Source organism: Parabacteroides sp. PFB2-10 (genome assembly GCF_029893085.1).
GTDB lineage: Bacteria > Bacteroidota > Bacteroidia > Bacteroidales > Tannerellaceae > QVMG01.
This window is the reverse complement of record NZ_JARXWI010000001.1, coordinates 321,724-336,414: the sequence shown is the minus strand read 5'-3', so window position 1 is coordinate 336,414 and position 14,691 is coordinate 321,724. Positions and strand designations below refer to the sequence as shown.

At 48.9% G+C, this 14,691-nt stretch carries 12 protein-coding genes; 8 read left to right on the top strand and 4 right to left on the bottom strand.

The window, feature by feature from the left end; genetic code table 11:
- Nucleotides 1-192: 192 nt before the first annotated feature.
- Nucleotides 193-1,593, top strand: a complete 1,401-nt coding sequence (locus M2137_RS01410; protein WP_348538021.1) for an NfeD family protein — start codon at nt 193-195, stop codon at nt 1,591-1,593.
- Here M2137_RS01410 and M2137_RS01405 read toward each other — a convergent pair.
- Entirely contained in the window at nt 1,582-2,223 is a 642-nt protein-coding gene (locus M2137_RS01405; RefSeq protein WP_280764670.1) for an ATP-binding protein, read from the bottom strand. The two genes, M2137_RS01410 and M2137_RS01405, sit on opposite strands and share 12 nt — an antisense overlap.
- Before the next feature lie 72 nt (nt 2,224-2,295).
- Between M2137_RS01405 and kdsB the strand changes: the two genes are divergently transcribed.
- The gene (gene kdsB / locus M2137_RS01400; RefSeq protein ID WP_280764669.1) at nt 2,296-3,045 is read left to right on the top strand and encodes a 3-deoxy-manno-octulosonate cytidylyltransferase; all 750 of its coding nucleotides are present in this window, start codon (nt 2,296-2,298) and stop codon (nt 3,043-3,045) included.
- A 41-nt stretch (nt 3,046-3,086) separates the two neighbouring features.
- Here kdsB and M2137_RS01395 read toward each other — a convergent pair whose 3' ends face one another.
- Both M2137_RS01395 and M2137_RS01390 read right to left on the bottom strand, forming a co-directional pair.
- Nucleotides 3,087-4,484 carry a Gfo/Idh/MocA family oxidoreductase gene (locus M2137_RS01395; protein ID WP_280764668.1) on the bottom strand — a complete coding sequence of 466 codons (1,398 nt, stop codon included), beginning with the start codon at nt 4,482-4,484 and terminating at the stop codon, nt 3,087-3,089.
- Between the two features lie 131 nt (nt 4,485-4,615).
- A complete protein-coding gene (locus M2137_RS01390) occupies nt 4,616-6,820 on the bottom strand; it encodes a sodium-translocating pyrophosphatase (protein WP_280764667.1) in 2,205 nt (734 codons plus the stop codon).
- Between the two features lie 751 nt (nt 6,821-7,571).
- On the opposite strand from M2137_RS01390, the gene M2137_RS01385 reads away from it, so the two are divergent.
- The 6 genes from M2137_RS01385 to leuB are packed head-to-tail and all read left to right on the top strand — an operon-like array spanning nt 7,572 to nt 14,193.
- Nucleotides 7,572-9,068: a 2-isopropylmalate synthase gene (locus tag M2137_RS01385; protein ID WP_280764666.1), complete on the top strand. Its 1,497-nt coding sequence runs from the start codon at nt 7,572-7,574 to the stop codon at nt 9,066-9,068.
- 53 nt (nt 9,069-9,121) lie between these two features.
- Entirely contained in the window at nt 9,122-10,522 is a 1,401-nt protein-coding gene (gene leuC / locus M2137_RS01380; RefSeq protein WP_280764665.1) for a 3-isopropylmalate dehydratase large subunit, read from the top strand.
- Between the two features lie 11 nt (nt 10,523-10,533).
- Complete coding sequence (gene leuD, locus M2137_RS01375; protein ID WP_280764664.1) at nt 10,534-11,124, top strand: 3-isopropylmalate dehydratase small subunit; 591 nt, start codon at nt 10,534-10,536, stop codon at nt 11,122-11,124.
- A 12-nt stretch (nt 11,125-11,136) separates the two neighbouring features.
- The gene (locus tag M2137_RS01370) at nt 11,137-12,648 is read left to right on the top strand and encodes an alpha-isopropylmalate synthase regulatory domain-containing protein (protein WP_280764663.1); all 1,512 of its coding nucleotides are present in this window, start codon (nt 11,137-11,139) and stop codon (nt 12,646-12,648) included.
- A 22-nt stretch (nt 12,649-12,670) separates the two neighbouring features.
- Entirely contained in the window at nt 12,671-13,111 is a 441-nt protein-coding gene (locus M2137_RS01365; protein WP_280764662.1) for a methylglyoxal synthase, read from the top strand.
- Between the two features lie 14 nt (nt 13,112-13,125).
- A complete protein-coding gene (gene leuB / locus M2137_RS01360) occupies nt 13,126-14,193 on the top strand; it encodes a 3-isopropylmalate dehydrogenase (RefSeq protein WP_280764661.1) in 1,068 nt (355 codons plus the stop codon).
- Nucleotides 14,194-14,289: 96 nt separating this feature from the next.
- Here the strand turns inward: leuB and M2137_RS01355 are convergent, their stop codons facing one another.
- Entirely contained in the window at nt 14,290-14,610 is a 321-nt protein-coding gene (locus M2137_RS01355; protein ID WP_280764660.1) for a hypothetical protein, read from the bottom strand.
- Between the last annotated feature and the right edge of the window lie 81 nt (nt 14,611-14,691).

The window sequence follows — 14,691 nt, the reverse complement described above, 5'->3', positions numbered from 1 at the left end:
CGTTTCCACACAAATATACAAAACTTTTGTGAACAGAAAAAGAGATTTTGATATTAAAAAGGTTTTTGACTATTTTAAACTTATTTTTGACTAAAAAAGTACATTTCACAACAGGTTTAAGGGGCGTGCATTTGATTTCACAACAAGGTGATTACTTAATACAAGTTTTAATAACGCATTATTTGATATTCAATGGATAGAAAACATTATTTTATATTATTCTTTGTTTTTGTTTTTAGTTTTTTTCACGTTGTTTTTGCAAAAAACGATCAAACGGATAATAAAAAAACCGTGTACACGATTGATATTAAAAAGGAGATCGACAACACAACTAAATTGTACCTGAGTAATGGATTGACAGAAGCTCGGGAAATGGAGGCCGATGCCATCCTGATCCACATGAATACATACGGTGGATTGTTGGAAGCCGCAGATTCGATGCGGACGGCGATTCTCTACAGTCCCATTCCGGTCTATGTGTTTATCGACAACAATGCAGCTTCGGCAGGAGCCTTGATATCGATTGCTTGCGAAAAGATCTATATGCGCAAAGGAGCCAATATAGGCGCGGCTTCTGTGGTGAATCAGACCGGCGAGATACTGCCCGACAAGTACCAATCGTACATGCGATCAATGATCCGCTCAACTGCCGAAGCACATGGGAAGGATACAATCATACAAAACGGAGATACCATATATAAATGGAAGCGCGACCCATTGATTGCTGAGGCGATGGTCGATGAGCGAACGGTTATTCCCGGGGTGAGCGACAGCGGCAAGGTATTAACCTTTACCGCCGAGGAGGCGATGACGTGGGGCTATTGTGACGGTATTGCTGAGACGCTTGATGAGGTGATCACCGAATTCATCGGTTATCCGACGTATGAGATCAAAAAATACACCCCCTCCTGGTATGATAATCTAAAAGGATTCCTGATGAGTCCCATACTCCAATCTCTGCTTATCTTAGTCATTATCGGTGGTATTTATTTTGAACTTCAGACGCCGGGAATAGGATTTCCGACCGTTGCCGCTATCGGAGCTGCTATATTATATTTTGCGCCGCTTTATATTGATGGATTGGCGCAAAACTGGGAAATCCTTTTATTTATTATTGGTTTGATCCTGATTGCCGTGGAAGTCTTTGTTATTCCCGGCTTCGGAGTGACCGGTATCGCAGGGATCATCTGCGTGATCGCGGGTTTGACCATGAGCCTGATCGATAACTTTTATTTCGATTTCGAGGGAGTTACCTCGGCCGATTCCGGACGGGCCGCGTTGACGGTTCTGATGGGCATCACCTTAGCCTTTGTGGCCATGCTGTGGCTCTCGAGCCGGATCGGCCATAGGAACAGTCTGTTCCGACGGGTCGCTCTTCATACTGACCTGGAAGAGTCTGTTTCCAGCCTTGCTTTGGATGATATGGTAGGCAAAGAGGGAATAGCCGCCACTGTATTGCGTCCGGCAGGGAAAGTCGAGATCGACGGTGAACATTACGATGGGGTCTCGGAATTGGGCTTTATCGAAAAAGGAACACCGGTGCGGGTCGTGCGCTTTGAGAACGCGCAGGTGTATGTTATCTCAATCGGTTGAGTTGGCGCGCCGGTAGACAATGCGCTTGTCAATCACGTGGTAGCGAAGCACATTCACGGCCATCAGGTCGCTGATGATGTTGCGCGCCGTATAATAATTGATATGAGCCAGCCGGCAGAATTGGTTTATATGTATATAGGTATGTGTGTCTAACCAATGAAACAGCATCTCTACCGGTTTGCTTAACTTCAATAATGTGCCCTCTTGCATGCCTTTCTTCTTCCAGGAAAGCATCAATACCTCATTAGCCAATATGTTTTCATCGGCAACGCGTATGTAGGCCTTGTATTTATCCTCTTTGTCGGGGGCGCTATGCGGCTTCTCCGGACTGGGCGCGATATAGATCTCCAACACCGTTTTCCCCTGTATATCCCAGCGGGTGGCCTCAAATGGCACAGCCGGACGGGTATACATATTGGAAGCCGCCTCGATCATATAATACTCTTCCTCGCTGCGCACGCCGGCGATCACGCCGTTGTCTTTCACGCCAATCAACAGCCTTCCCCCATCGGTGTTGGCAAAAGCGCAGAGGGTGCGGGCAATCTTCTTGCTGTCGCTCACCTCAAACTTGAAATCAAGCTGCTGATGCTCGCCTTCGGCTATTAACGATAATATGGGATGGGGTTTCATCTTCCGGATTCTATTTAGGAACAAAAATAAATTAAATCGATAACTTTGCCAAGTAATCAAATGAGAGCTGTCATGAAAGAGAAATTCATTGGAATCATTCCGGCGCGCTATGCGTCGACCCGCTTCCCGGGGAAACCGTTAGCCGATATGAAGGGCAAACCGATGATACAACGGGTGTACGAACAGGTATCACAGGTATTGGAGAAGGTGTGTGTGGCTACGGATGATAGCCGCATTGCCGAAGCGGTGGAACGATTCGGTGGAGAGGTGGTGATGACCTCCGATCAGCACAAAAGCGGTACCGACCGCTGTTACGAAGCTTACACCAAGGTAGGGGAGGGATATGATATTGTGGTTAATATTCAGGGCGACGAGCCCTTTATTCATCCCGGACAGATCGAGATTCTCAAAGCCTGTTTTGCCGATAGCCGGGTGGAGATAGCTACGTTGGTTAAGCCATTTCATAAAGAGGACGACTTCGAAGAGGCATTGTTTAACCCCAATACGCCGAAGGTAGTCCTGAATAAAAAGAACGAAGCTATGTACTTCAGCCGTTCCATTATCCCCTATCAACGTGGAAGACACCACGGGGAATGGCTGGCCAACCATACCTATTATAAACATATCGGGCTGTATGCCTACCGGGCAAACGTATTGCGAGAGATCACCCTCTTGCCGCAATCGCCTTTGGAGATAGCCGAGAGCCTCGAACAACTGCGTTGGCTTGAAAACGGTTACCGCATCCAGGCGGGCATAACCCATCACGAAACCATAGGCATCGACACGCCGGAAGATATGGAAAAAGCCCTGATATTATTATAAATACCAGGGCTTCTGTCCGAAGATTACTCTTTTTATTCTTCTTAGCGTATCCGCTTATATTCTTTCTTTGCCTCCGGCTTGATCGATGTCAGGTCGGCAATATTGATCGCTTGCTTCGAAGCAATACTCTTCCGGGCGGCAATACCCACCAGGCAAGCCAAAGCTCCGTCGCGTACGCTGGCACATTGTTTGAATGGGTCGTCGATATTCGGAAGGAATATCTGGTCTTTCAACAATTTGTCGCCTCCGCCATGTCCCGATGTTCCGAACGGAATATGGATATATTCCCGGCGTCCGAAGTTCTTGAACAGGATAATTTCGTCATAATTCACATCCGATACCGCGCGTGATTCCTGAATCCAGGCATCGATACGTCCTTTGGTTCCGTTAAACGCAATGCGATATCCTTCGTAAGGCGAATAGGCTGTCAGTGAATAAGACACCTGTACCCCATTCTTATATTTAATGGTAGCCGCCATCTTATCGTAGATATTCACATCATTCCGGAAGACACATCCGTCGCGCAGGTAGCCGTCATACTTTTCATTCTCTACATAGAGCTTCACATTCGTCGGGTTCTGCATAATATCCCAGTAGAACTTACACTCCTTCGTATGCGAACAGGTACGGCAATTCTCCGCCCGGTACGGGCCGTTCTTTCCATAATGCTCCAGGTCTCCCAACGCAAAAACGGTTTCCGGATCGCTGTCGATCCACCAGTTCAACAGGTCAAAGTGGTGACTCGCCTTATGTACCCAAAGCGATCCTCCACATTCTACCAACCGGTGCCAGCGACGGAAGTAATCCGCTCCATGCGAGGTGTCGAGATACCAATGGAAATCAACAGACGTAAGTTCGCCAATCTCTCCGTTACGAATCAGTTCCCACATTTTCGCGCGATGCGGAGAATAGCGGTAGTTGAAGGTGATCCGGCAATTCTTTCCGGTGCGTTTTTCGGCATCCAGAATGGCTTGTACCTTCTGTTCGTCGGTGGTCAATGGTTTTTCGGTGATCACATCAGCGCCCATCTCCATGCCTTTGATGATAAACTCATGGTGGGTGCTGTCCATGGTTGTTACGATCAATAGATCCGGTTTTGTTTCCCGCATCATCTTCTCGAAATCGGTATAGGTCGGACAATCGGCGCCGATCATCTCTTTACCTGTTAATACACGGCCTTCGTTCTTGTCGCATAGGCCTACAAACGTAAGGTAATCGGAATAATTCCGCACCAGGTCGCGCCCCCACATACTGTTTCCTCTCGATCCGGTTCCCACCAAAGCGACTTTCAATTTAGCTTTGTTCTGCATGGGAGCGGGATTGGGTGACTCGGCGGCACTTGCACTCATAGGCGTTGAAGATAATAGGGCTGCTCCGGTAATAGCCCCTGTCGATGCCAGAAACTTCCGTCTGGACATAGCATTTACTTCTTGACTCATTTTTCTTGTTGTGTTGTTTTATTAGGTATTAATATAAAAGTATAATCTCTTTGTATAATGCAATTCGTAAGCCAAACGTATTAAAAATTTTGCTTCCGGCATAATGCAGAGAGCAAGATTTTCAATAAATCCTAAAAAATGCTCCAGGCAACTGTCAATCCGGCCATCACAATCGCCACCATACTCATAAGTTTAATCAATATATTCAGACTGGGTCCCGAGGTGTCTTTAAACGGGTCGCCCACCGTATCTCCTACGACAGTCGCCTTATGACAATCAAGCCCTTTCCCGCCGAAATTGCCCTCCTCGACATATTTCTTGGCATTATCCCAGGCACCACCGGCGTTTGCCATAAAGATAGCCAACACAAAGCCGGTGCTCAATCCGCCAATCAGTAAGCCAACAACACCTGTCACCCCAAAAATCAATCCGGTCACTATAGGCGCAATAATGGCCAAAACCGAAGGAACAACCATCTCCCGTTGCGCCCCTTTGGTAGAGATCTCTACGCAACGCGCATAATCAGGCTCGGCCTCTCCTGTCAATATGCCTTTTATTTCGCGGAACTGCCGACGCACCTCTTCCACCATCTTGGCGGCGGCACGCCCCACGGCATTCATCGTAAGCCCGCAGAACAGGAAGGCCATCATGGATCCGATGAAAATACCGGATAATACTTTGGGATTCATCAATGTCACATCGTAATAATACATAAAGTCGGTAAACGATGCCTTCGCCGTATCCAATACACGCCCATCGCTCATGGCCAGTGTATTTTCTCCCAGACGGATCAGCCCTATCTTGATTTCTTCAATATAAGAGGCCAATAGCGCCAGTCCCGTCAAGGCCGCCGAGCCGATGGCAAAGCCTTTACCCGTCGCCGCGGTGGTGTTTCCTAACGAATCCAACGCGTCGGTGCGCTTGCGTACCTCCGGCCCTAAACCGGCCATCTCTGCGTTCCCGCCCGCGTTGTCCGCGATAGGGCCGTAGGCATCGGTCGCCAGGGTGATACCCAATGTCGACAGCATGCCGACCGCCGCAATGCCAATGCCATACAATCCCATACCTACATTGGCGAAATCAAAACCAGAGGCAAATAAAAAGGCGCAGATAATGCCGACCACCACAGCTAATACCGGAATCGAGGTGGAGAGCATACCTAAGCCTAAACCGGAAATAATAACGGTGGCAGGTCCTGTTTGTCCGGCGGCCGATACGCGTTGAGTTGGTTTGTATGACTGGGAAGTGAAATATTCGGTCGACTGCCCGATGACGATGCCGACCACCAGACCGACTACCACGGCACAACTGATCCAGAACCAATTATCCAACCCCAACAGGTAAAGGATCCCAAAGGTGGCTATGGCGATCAGGAAAGAGCTTAGGTTTGTTCCCAACGACAGGGCTTTCAATAGCTGTTTGATAGTCGCATCCTCCTTTGTTTTGACGGCAAAAATGCCCAAGATAGAGAGGATGATGCCGACGGCAGCAATCAGCATCGGCGCCATAATGGCTTTGTATTGCAAAGCCACATCACCGGTAGAGACAAAAGCGGCCGCACCCAGGGCGGCCGTTGCCAGAATAGAGCCGCAATACGATTCATACAGGTCGGCTCCCATACCTGCCACATCCCCTACGTTGTCGCCCACATTATCGGCTATCGTGGCCGGGTTGCGCGGGTCGTCTTCGGGGATGCCGGCTTCTACCTTGCCCACCAGGTCGGCTCCTACGTCGGCAGCTTTGGTATAAATACCCCCTCCGACACGGGCAAACAAGGCCTGCGTGGAGGCTCCCATACCGAAGGTCAGCATGGTCGTGGTGATAATCGTGAGTTTATGGGTAGGATCCATCATCTCCGCGGGGATAAACCAGTTCAGGAGGTAATACCAGAAAGAGATGTCTAACAAACCCAATCCGACAACGACCAACCCCATCACGGCACCGGAGCGAAAAGCCACCTGCAATCCCCGGTTTAGCGAGGTACGAGCCGCATTCGCCGTTCGTGCGGAAGCATAAGTGGCCGTTTTCATGCCTAAGAAGCCCGCCAATCCGGAGAAGAAACCTCCGGTGAGGAAAGCCACCGGCACCCATTCATTTTGTACATGAAACACATAAGCCATCAGGGAAAACAAGGCAACAAGCACTAAAAAGACCAGAATAACAACCTTGTATTGTTGTTTCAAGTAAGACATAGCTCCTTCTCTCACATAAGAAGCAATTTTTGCCATAGTGGCTGTACCTTCGCTCTCTTTCATCATTTGCCGGAAGAAGTACCAGGCAAAAAGGAGTGCCACCACCGAAGCGACAGGGATAACCCAGAAAATAGGAGTAATCATAGCAGTAGTTTTATATGTTTGGTTATGAAAATGCGGTCTTTACGCGTAAATATAGTAAAAAAACGTTTGGCTGTATGTTTTTTTCTCTGAATTATCCGGCGGAAAATAAAAAAAATATCATTTGAGATTTATATCTTAACAGATGTTAAATCTCCCCGTTCTCGCCGAAAGCCCAAACTTACGATTTGTAATTTTCGCGGGACTTTGCGCGCAAAAAAGCGGGACTTCGGAGACAAACTCCCGGGAGAAACATTTTTTAACGTATGGAATTGTAAGTAAAAAGGCCATTTTGCTTACAATCGACATTTTAACATTTGGACGGTGGAGGTGTGAGAACGGATCTCTCGGATAGTTGCTTATTTCTTCAAACTGAAAAGGATGGGAAGGAAGGACTCAAATTGTAAATTGTCACCTTTTACGCTCTTTTCCTTACATTTTTTCAAGAAATGATGAAAAAAATATTCTTTTCTGTTTGCATTTCCAAAAAAGCCTGTATATTTGCAGCCATAAAATAGAAAAGAAACCATGCGTAACTTGGTAAACAACATTATTAACATTTCCATTATTATTCTACTCTGGCCACAGGATAGGAAGTGAGGATGTTGTGCCTAATTTAAGCATGAAGAAATAAATAAGCCTTTCTCACTTCCGGGTGAGAGAGGCTTTTTTCTTTTAGGGGAAATAGAATAAAACATGAAACGAAACTAATAGGCTACCTTCTCCAGGGGGAGAGGTGATAAAAACGATTGATATGGACAAATTATTTATTTTCGACACGACATTGCGTGATGGGGAGCAGGTCCCCGGGTGTCAACTGAATACGGTTGAGAAGATCCAGGTAGCCCGGGCGCTGGAAGGGCTTGGTGTGGATGTGATCGAAGCGGGGTTCCCGGTTTCGAGTCCCGGCGACTTTCATAGTGTGGTAGAAATATCCAAAGCGGTGACCTGGCCTACGATATGCGCCCTGACCCGCGCAGTAGAGAAAGACATCGACGCAGCGGCCGAAGCCTTGAAATATGCCAAGAAAGGGCGTATCCACACCGGTATCGGCACGTCGGATTACCACATCCGGCATAAGTTCAACTCTAACCAGGAGGAGATTCTCGAGCGGGCTGTCGCGGCCACGAAATATGCCAAGCGTTTGGTGGAAGACGTGGAGTTCTATTGCGAGGATGCCGGTCGCACCGACAATGCCTACCTGGCGCGTGTGGTTGAGGCGGTGATCAAGGCGGGAGCGACAGTAGTGAATATACCGGACACGACAGGCTATTGCCTGCCGGATGAATACGGGGCAAAAATCAAATACCTGATGGAACATGTACCCAATGTGCATCAGGCGATCCTTTCCACCCATTGCCACAACGACTTGGGCATGGCTACGGCCAACACCGTGCAGGGGGTATTGAATGGCGCTCGTCAGGTGGAGGTGACGATCAACGGAATCGGCGAACGTGCCGGAAACACCTCATTAGAAGAGATCGCTATGATATTCAAGAGCCATAAGGAGAGAGAGATTGTGACGAACATCAATACCACCAAGATTTACGGTATTAGCCGGATGGTTTCCAGCCTGATGAATATGCCGGTGCAACCCAATAAAGCGGTAGTCGGGCGTAATGCCTTTGCCCACTCGTCGGGTATCCACCAGGACGGGGTATTAAAGAACCGGGAAAGCTATGAAATCATGGATCCGAAGGATATCGGCATCGACGATAATGCGATTGTACTGACGGCACGTAGCGGACGGGCAGCCTTGAAACACCGTCTCTCTATGCTTGGTGTCGAGATGGATCAGGAAAAATTGGATAAGGTATACCAGGAATTTCTGAAACTGGCCGACCGGAAGAAGGATATCAACGATGATGACGTATTGATGCTGGTCGGAAAAGACCGCACCGAGATGCACCGCATCAAACTGGAACACCTGCAGGTGACCAGCGGTATCGGCCTGCAATCGATGGCGAGTGTATGCCTGAATATGGCAGGTGTGCGTCGTTGCGAAGCCGCTGCCGGGAATGGACCGGTAGATGCCGGTATCAAAGCGGTGAAGAAGGCGATCAGCAACAGCGATATGACCATTCAGGAATTCCTGATCCAGGCCATTTCGAAAGGAAGCGACGATACGGGAAAGGTACACATGCAGGTGGAATACAACGGGAGCATCTATTACGGTTTCTCGGCAAACACCGATATCATCGCCGCTTCGGTAGAGGCGTTTGTGGATGCGATCAATAAATTCATTGTGTAACTTTAAGAGTTTTAGGGAATTCATCATTTATAATTCATAATTCATAATTTTCAATGAAGACTTTATTCGAAAAAATCTGGGATAAACATGTGGTGGATACGTTGGCAGACGGCACGATCCAATTGTATATCGATCGTTTGTATTGCCATGAGGTGACCAGTCCGCAGGCCTTTGCCGGTTTGCGCGAGCGGGGACTGAAGGCGTTCCGTCCGGCACAGATCACCTGTATACCGGATCATAATATTCCGACCCTTCACCAGGACAGGCCGATCGAGGATCCTGTTTCTAAGAACCAGGTCGATACGCTGGAGAAGAACGCGGCGGATTTCGGATTGGCCTACTACGGGCTGTTGCATCCGAAAAACGGTATTATCCATGTGGTTGGCCCGGAAACCGGATTGACACAGCCGGGTATGACCATTGTTTGTGGCGACTCACACACCTCGACCCATGGCGCTATGGGGGCGATTGCCTTCGGGATCGGCACAAGTGAGGTAGAAATGACATTGGCTACCCAATGTATTATGCAGCGCAAACCAAAAACGATGCGTATCACTGTCGACGGAAAACTGCGCCCGGGTGTAACGGCTAAGGATGTCGCCTTGTATATCATCAGCCGGATGACTACCGGAGGGGCGACGGGTTATTTTGTGGAATATGCCGGCGAGGTGATCCGCAACGCCAGTATGGAAGAGCGGTTGACCATCTGTAATCTCTCGATCGAGATGGGTGCCCGTGGGGGGATGATTGCTCCTGACCAAGTGACATTCGACTATCTGCAGGATCGTGAGTTTGCCCCCCGTGGCGAGGCATGGGAAAAGAGGGTGGCCGAATGGCGTCAATTATATAGCGATCCGGGAGCGGAGTTCGATAAAGAGATTGTTTTCCGGGCGGAAGATATTGAACCGATGATCACCTACGGAACGAATCCGGGCATGGGTATGGGCATTCGCGAAAATATCCCGGCCTTAGAAAGCGTGGATGAAGCCGGACGTATCTCCTATAAGAAGTCGTTGGATTATATGGGTTTCACCGCCGGCGAACCGGTATTGGGTAAACAGATCGATTATGTGTTCCTGGGAAGCTGTACGAACGGCCGCATCGAAGACTTCCGGGCGTTTGCCTCATTGGTGAAAGGGAAAAAGAAAGCCGCTCATGTGACGGCTTGGTTAGTGCCCGGAAGCTGGCTGGTTGAAAAGCAGATCCGCGCGGAAGGGATCGACAAAGTCTTGGAAGAGGCCGGATTTGAATTGCGCCAACCGGGCTGCTCGGCTTGCCTGGCGATGAATGAAGATAAGATTCCGGCGGGTAAATATGCTGTATCTACCTCCAACCGCAACTTCGAAGGACGTCAGGGACCGGGCGCACGCACCATCTTGGCCGGGCCGTTGGTGGCTGCCGCGGCAGCTGTTACGGGGGTGATCGCCGATCCGAGGGAAATTATTAATGATTAATTAAAAAGACAATGAAAGAGAAAATCAATACAATCACATCCACTTTTGTGCCGCTGCCATTAGAGAATGTGGATACTGATCAGATCATACCGGCACGTTTCCTAAAAGCGACAACGAAAGAGGGCTTTGGTGACAACCTGTTTCGCGACTGGCGGTATGATAAAGAGGGGAATCCGAATCCGGATTTTGTCCTCAACCAGGGAGTTTACCGGGGAAGTATATTGGTTGCCGGAAAGAATTTCGGAAGCGGGAGTAGCCGCGAACATGCTGCCTGGGCAATAGCCGGGTATGGGTTTCGCGTAGTGGTGAGCAGCTTCTTTGCTGATATATTCAAGAATAATGCGATGAACAACGGGGTACTTCCCGTCGTTGTTTCCCCGGAATTCCTGTCGGAGTTATTTGCTTCGGCGGAAAAGAATCCCGAGGCAACCCTTACGGTCGATCTACCCAACCAGACCATCACGAATAATGCAACGGGAAAGAGCGAACACTTCGATATCAACCCCTACAAAAAAGATTGCTTAGTGAACGGCCTGGACGATATCGACTATCTATTGGCAAATAAAGAAAAGATCGAGGCTTACGAATCTGCACACAGATAACACGAAAGTATTATGATAGAAATAATGGATACAACCCTCCGGGATGGGGAACAGACAACGGGTGTTTCTTTTGCGGCGCATGAGAAGCTTAGCATCGCGCAGATGCTATTAAGTGAACTGGGTGTGAACCGGATTGAGATCGCCTCCGCGCGGGTTTCCGATGGGGAATTCGAAGGAGTCAAGCGAGTTGCCCAGTGGGCTGCCCGTACGGGACATTTAGAGAAGTTGGAGGTTCTCGGTTTTGTCGATGGCGATCAGTCGCTCAATTGGATAGAAAAAGCCGGATGCCAGGTAGTCAATCTGCTTTGCAAAGGATCCTACAAACATGTTACGGAGCAGTTACACCGTACGCCGGAAGAGCATATCGCGGATATTCGTCGGGTGATCGAGATCGCCACACAAAAGAATATCAGTGTGAATATCTACCTGGAGGACTGGTCGAACGGCATGAAAAATTCTCCCGAGTATGTGTTTCAGCTTCTCGACGGATTGAAAGATCTTCCGGTCAAACGGTTTATGTTGCCTGATACATTGGGCATTCTGAATCCGGAGGATACCTACGATTATTGCCATAAGATGGTGAATCACTACCCGGAGCTACGCTTTGACTTCCATGCCCATAACGATTATGATCTGGCAACAGGCAATGTCTATGGCGCAGTCCGTGCCGGCATAAAAGGCATCCATACCACCGTAAACGGCTTGGGAGAACGCGCCGGCAATGCTCCACTGAGCAGTGTGATCGCGGTAATCAAGGACCAATTAGGCGAAGAAACCAGCATCAAAGAGGAGAAGATCAACAAGGTGAGCCGCCTGGTAGAGACCTATGCCGGTGTGCATATCGCATCCAACAAACCGATTATCGGGGAGTTTGTCTTCACGCAATGTGCCGGGATACATGCCGATGGCGATAATAAGAACAATCTTTATTACAATGATCTCCTGCCAGAACGCTTCGGACGCGTACGCGAATATGCCTTAGGAAAGACCTCCGGCAAAGCCAATATCCGCAAGAATCTGGAAGCGCTTGGCATGGATATGGACGACGAATCGATGCGCAAAGTGACCGAACGCATCATTGCGTTGGGCGACAAAAAGGAGATGGTGACGCAAGACGATCTGCCCTATATTGTCAGCGATGTATTGAATCAGTCAACTATGGAGGATGAAAAGATACGGATACTGAATTATTCTCTATCTTTGGCACAAGGTTTACGCCCCGTAGCAACGGTCAAAATGGAGATCAACGGCGAAGCCTACGAGGAATCCTCTTCGGGAGACGGGCAATACGACGCCTTTGTGCGCGCCATACGCAAAATATACACCGATTTGGGTCGTCCGTTCCCGATGCTGACCAACTATTCGGTATCGATCCCGCCGGGCGGACGCACGGATGCATTCGTGCAGACCATCATCAGTTGGAACTATGCCGGCATTGACTTTAAAACCCGCGGCCTGGATGTCGACCAAACAGAATCAGCCATCAAAGCAACGCTGAAGATGCTGAATAAGATAGAAAACTAACCAAAAGTAGGAGGTATTAGTAATGAAACAATTAAAAATCGCGCTCGTAGCGCATGACAAACGAAAAGCAGATATGGTAGAGTGGGCAGTGCATAATGCCGATTTTCTGGCGCATCAGCACCTGGTGTGTACCGGAACTACCGGAGGACTTGTGTATGATGCTTTCCAAGAGAAAGGTATCAATATAGAAATGACGCGGATGCACTCCGGCCCATTGGGTGGTGATGCGGAGATTGCTGCTATGGTAGTGCGCAAAGAGATCGACCTGGCTATCTTCCTGATCGATGACCTGAACCCACAACCTCACGAAGCCGACATTCAGATGTTGCTCCGCCAGTGCCGTGTGCATAATGTGCCTATCGCTTGTAACCGATACAGTGCCGACCTGATGCTGACCAGTACCTTATGGGATGACGACTCCTACACGCCGATGGAGCCCAAGTATGTGCATTATCAACGCTAACAACCTAACATAAAATGAAATTAAATATAGCTTTATTGCCCGGTGATGGCATCGGGCCTGAGATTATTGAGCAAGGCATGAAGGCGGTAAAGGCCGTATGTGAAAAGTATGGTCATGAATTAACCTATCAGGAAGCCTTGGTCGGAGTTGCCGCTATCGACGCAACCGGCAATCCCTATCCGGACGAAACCCATGCCCTTTGTATGCAAAGCGACGCAGTCTATTTTGGAGCCATCGGCTCTCCTAAATACGACAATGACCCATCAGCCAAGGTACGTCCCGAACAGGGTCTGTTGGCCATGCGTAAACAGTTGGGATTGTATGCCAATATCCGTCCGGTGACGACTTTCCCTTCGTTGGTGCATAAGTCTCCGCTTCGCTCTGAACTGGTCGATGGGGCCGACTTTATGTGTATCCGCGAACTGACCGGCGGACTCTATTTCGGTCGTCCGCAGGGACGCAGCGAAGATGGCAACACCGCTTACGATACCTGCGTCTACACACGCGAAGAGATCGAGCGCATCGTACGTCTCTCTTTCGAGTATGCCCGCAAACGGAGGAAGAAGCTAACGGTTGTCGACAAGGCGAATATCCTGGCAACGTCGCGCCTATGGCGCCAGGTAGCACAGGAGATCGAACCGGAATACCCCGATGTGGAGACCGAATATATGTTTGTCGATAATGCCGCCATGCGCCTGATCCAATGGCCGAAAAGCTTCGATGTGATGGTGACAGAGAATATGTTTGGCGATATCCTGACCGATGAGGCGTCGGTAATTACCGGTTCGCTGGGTATGCTTCCGTCGGCTTCCGTCGGTATCCATACCTCTGTATTCGAACCAATCCATGGCTCCTACCCGCAGGCTGCTGGCAAAAACATCGCCAATCCATTGGCTACGATCCTGAGTGGGGCGTTGATGTTCGAATATGCGTTCAACCTGATGGAAGAGGGGCAGCTTATTCGTGAAGCCGTTGCCGCCTCTATGGAGGCGGGTATCGTGACCGAAGACATTGCCTCCGGTGCAAAAGCCTACGCGACAAGCGAGGTGGGCGATTGGATTGCCCAATACATTCGTCGGTAATTATATAATTAAACACAGAGACACCGAGACTCGGAGTTTTTAATTCTTTTGAGAATAAAAGCTTCTGTGTCTCGGTGTCTTCGTGTTGTTTGCCTCTTATTTCAGCTTATCCTGCAGCTTGTCGATCTCTTTATTAGCTTGTTTTTTGGCCTCTTCCGCTGCTTTCTTTGCCTCTTCAGCTACCTCTTCGGCCGCTTTCTTCGCCTCCTTGGCTACCTCTTCGGCTGCTTTCTTCGCTTCTTCAGCCGCCTCTTTGGCCTTATCCGAAACCTTGTCGGCTGACTTTTCCGCCGCACGCTCAATAGATTTCCGCGCATCTTTCAGATCATCCTGCGCACTTTGATTCTGCTTGTTGTTGCATGCACTAAACGTAAATACCATTCCTGCCACAAGCAGGATACTCATCATTTTTTTCATTTTTCTATTTATTTATTGGGAGGTTATAAAATCAAATCCTCGCATGGGACTAATCTATTAACATTTCGGATATACACTTTG

Coding starts and splice junctions, on each gene's coding strand:
- leuD (WP_280764664.1), top strand. CDS start 10,534: ATGAAAGAGAAAATCAATACAATCACATCCACTTTTGTGCCGCTGCCA.
- M2137_RS01390 (WP_280764667.1), bottom strand. CDS start 6,820: ATGATTACTCCTATTTTCTGGGTTATCCCTGTCGCTTCGGTGGTGGCA.
- M2137_RS01370 (WP_280764663.1), top strand. CDS start 11,137: ATGATAGAAATAATGGATACAACCCTCCGGGATGGGGAACAGACAACG.
- M2137_RS01355 (WP_280764660.1), bottom strand. CDS start 14,610: ATGAAAAAAATGATGAGTATCCTGCTTGTGGCAGGAATGGTATTTACG.
- M2137_RS01395 (WP_280764668.1), bottom strand. CDS start 4,484: ATGAGTCAAGAAGTAAATGCTATGTCCAGACGGAAGTTTCTGGCATCG.
- kdsB (WP_280764669.1), top strand. CDS start 2,296: ATGAAAGAGAAATTCATTGGAATCATTCCGGCGCGCTATGCGTCGACC.
- M2137_RS01385 (WP_280764666.1), top strand. CDS start 7,572: ATGGACAAATTATTTATTTTCGACACGACATTGCGTGATGGGGAGCAG.
- leuB (WP_280764661.1), top strand. CDS start 13,126: ATGAAATTAAATATAGCTTTATTGCCCGGTGATGGCATCGGGCCTGAG.
- leuC (WP_280764665.1), top strand. CDS start 9,122: ATGAAGACTTTATTCGAAAAAATCTGGGATAAACATGTGGTGGATACG.
- M2137_RS01410 (WP_348538021.1), top strand. CDS start 193: ATGGATAGAAAACATTATTTTATATTATTCTTTGTTTTTGTTTTTAGT.
- M2137_RS01405 (WP_280764670.1), bottom strand. CDS start 2,223: ATGAAACCCCATCCCATATTATCGTTAATAGCCGAAGGCGAGCATCAG.
- M2137_RS01365 (WP_280764662.1), top strand. CDS start 12,671: ATGAAACAATTAAAAATCGCGCTCGTAGCGCATGACAAACGAAAAGCA.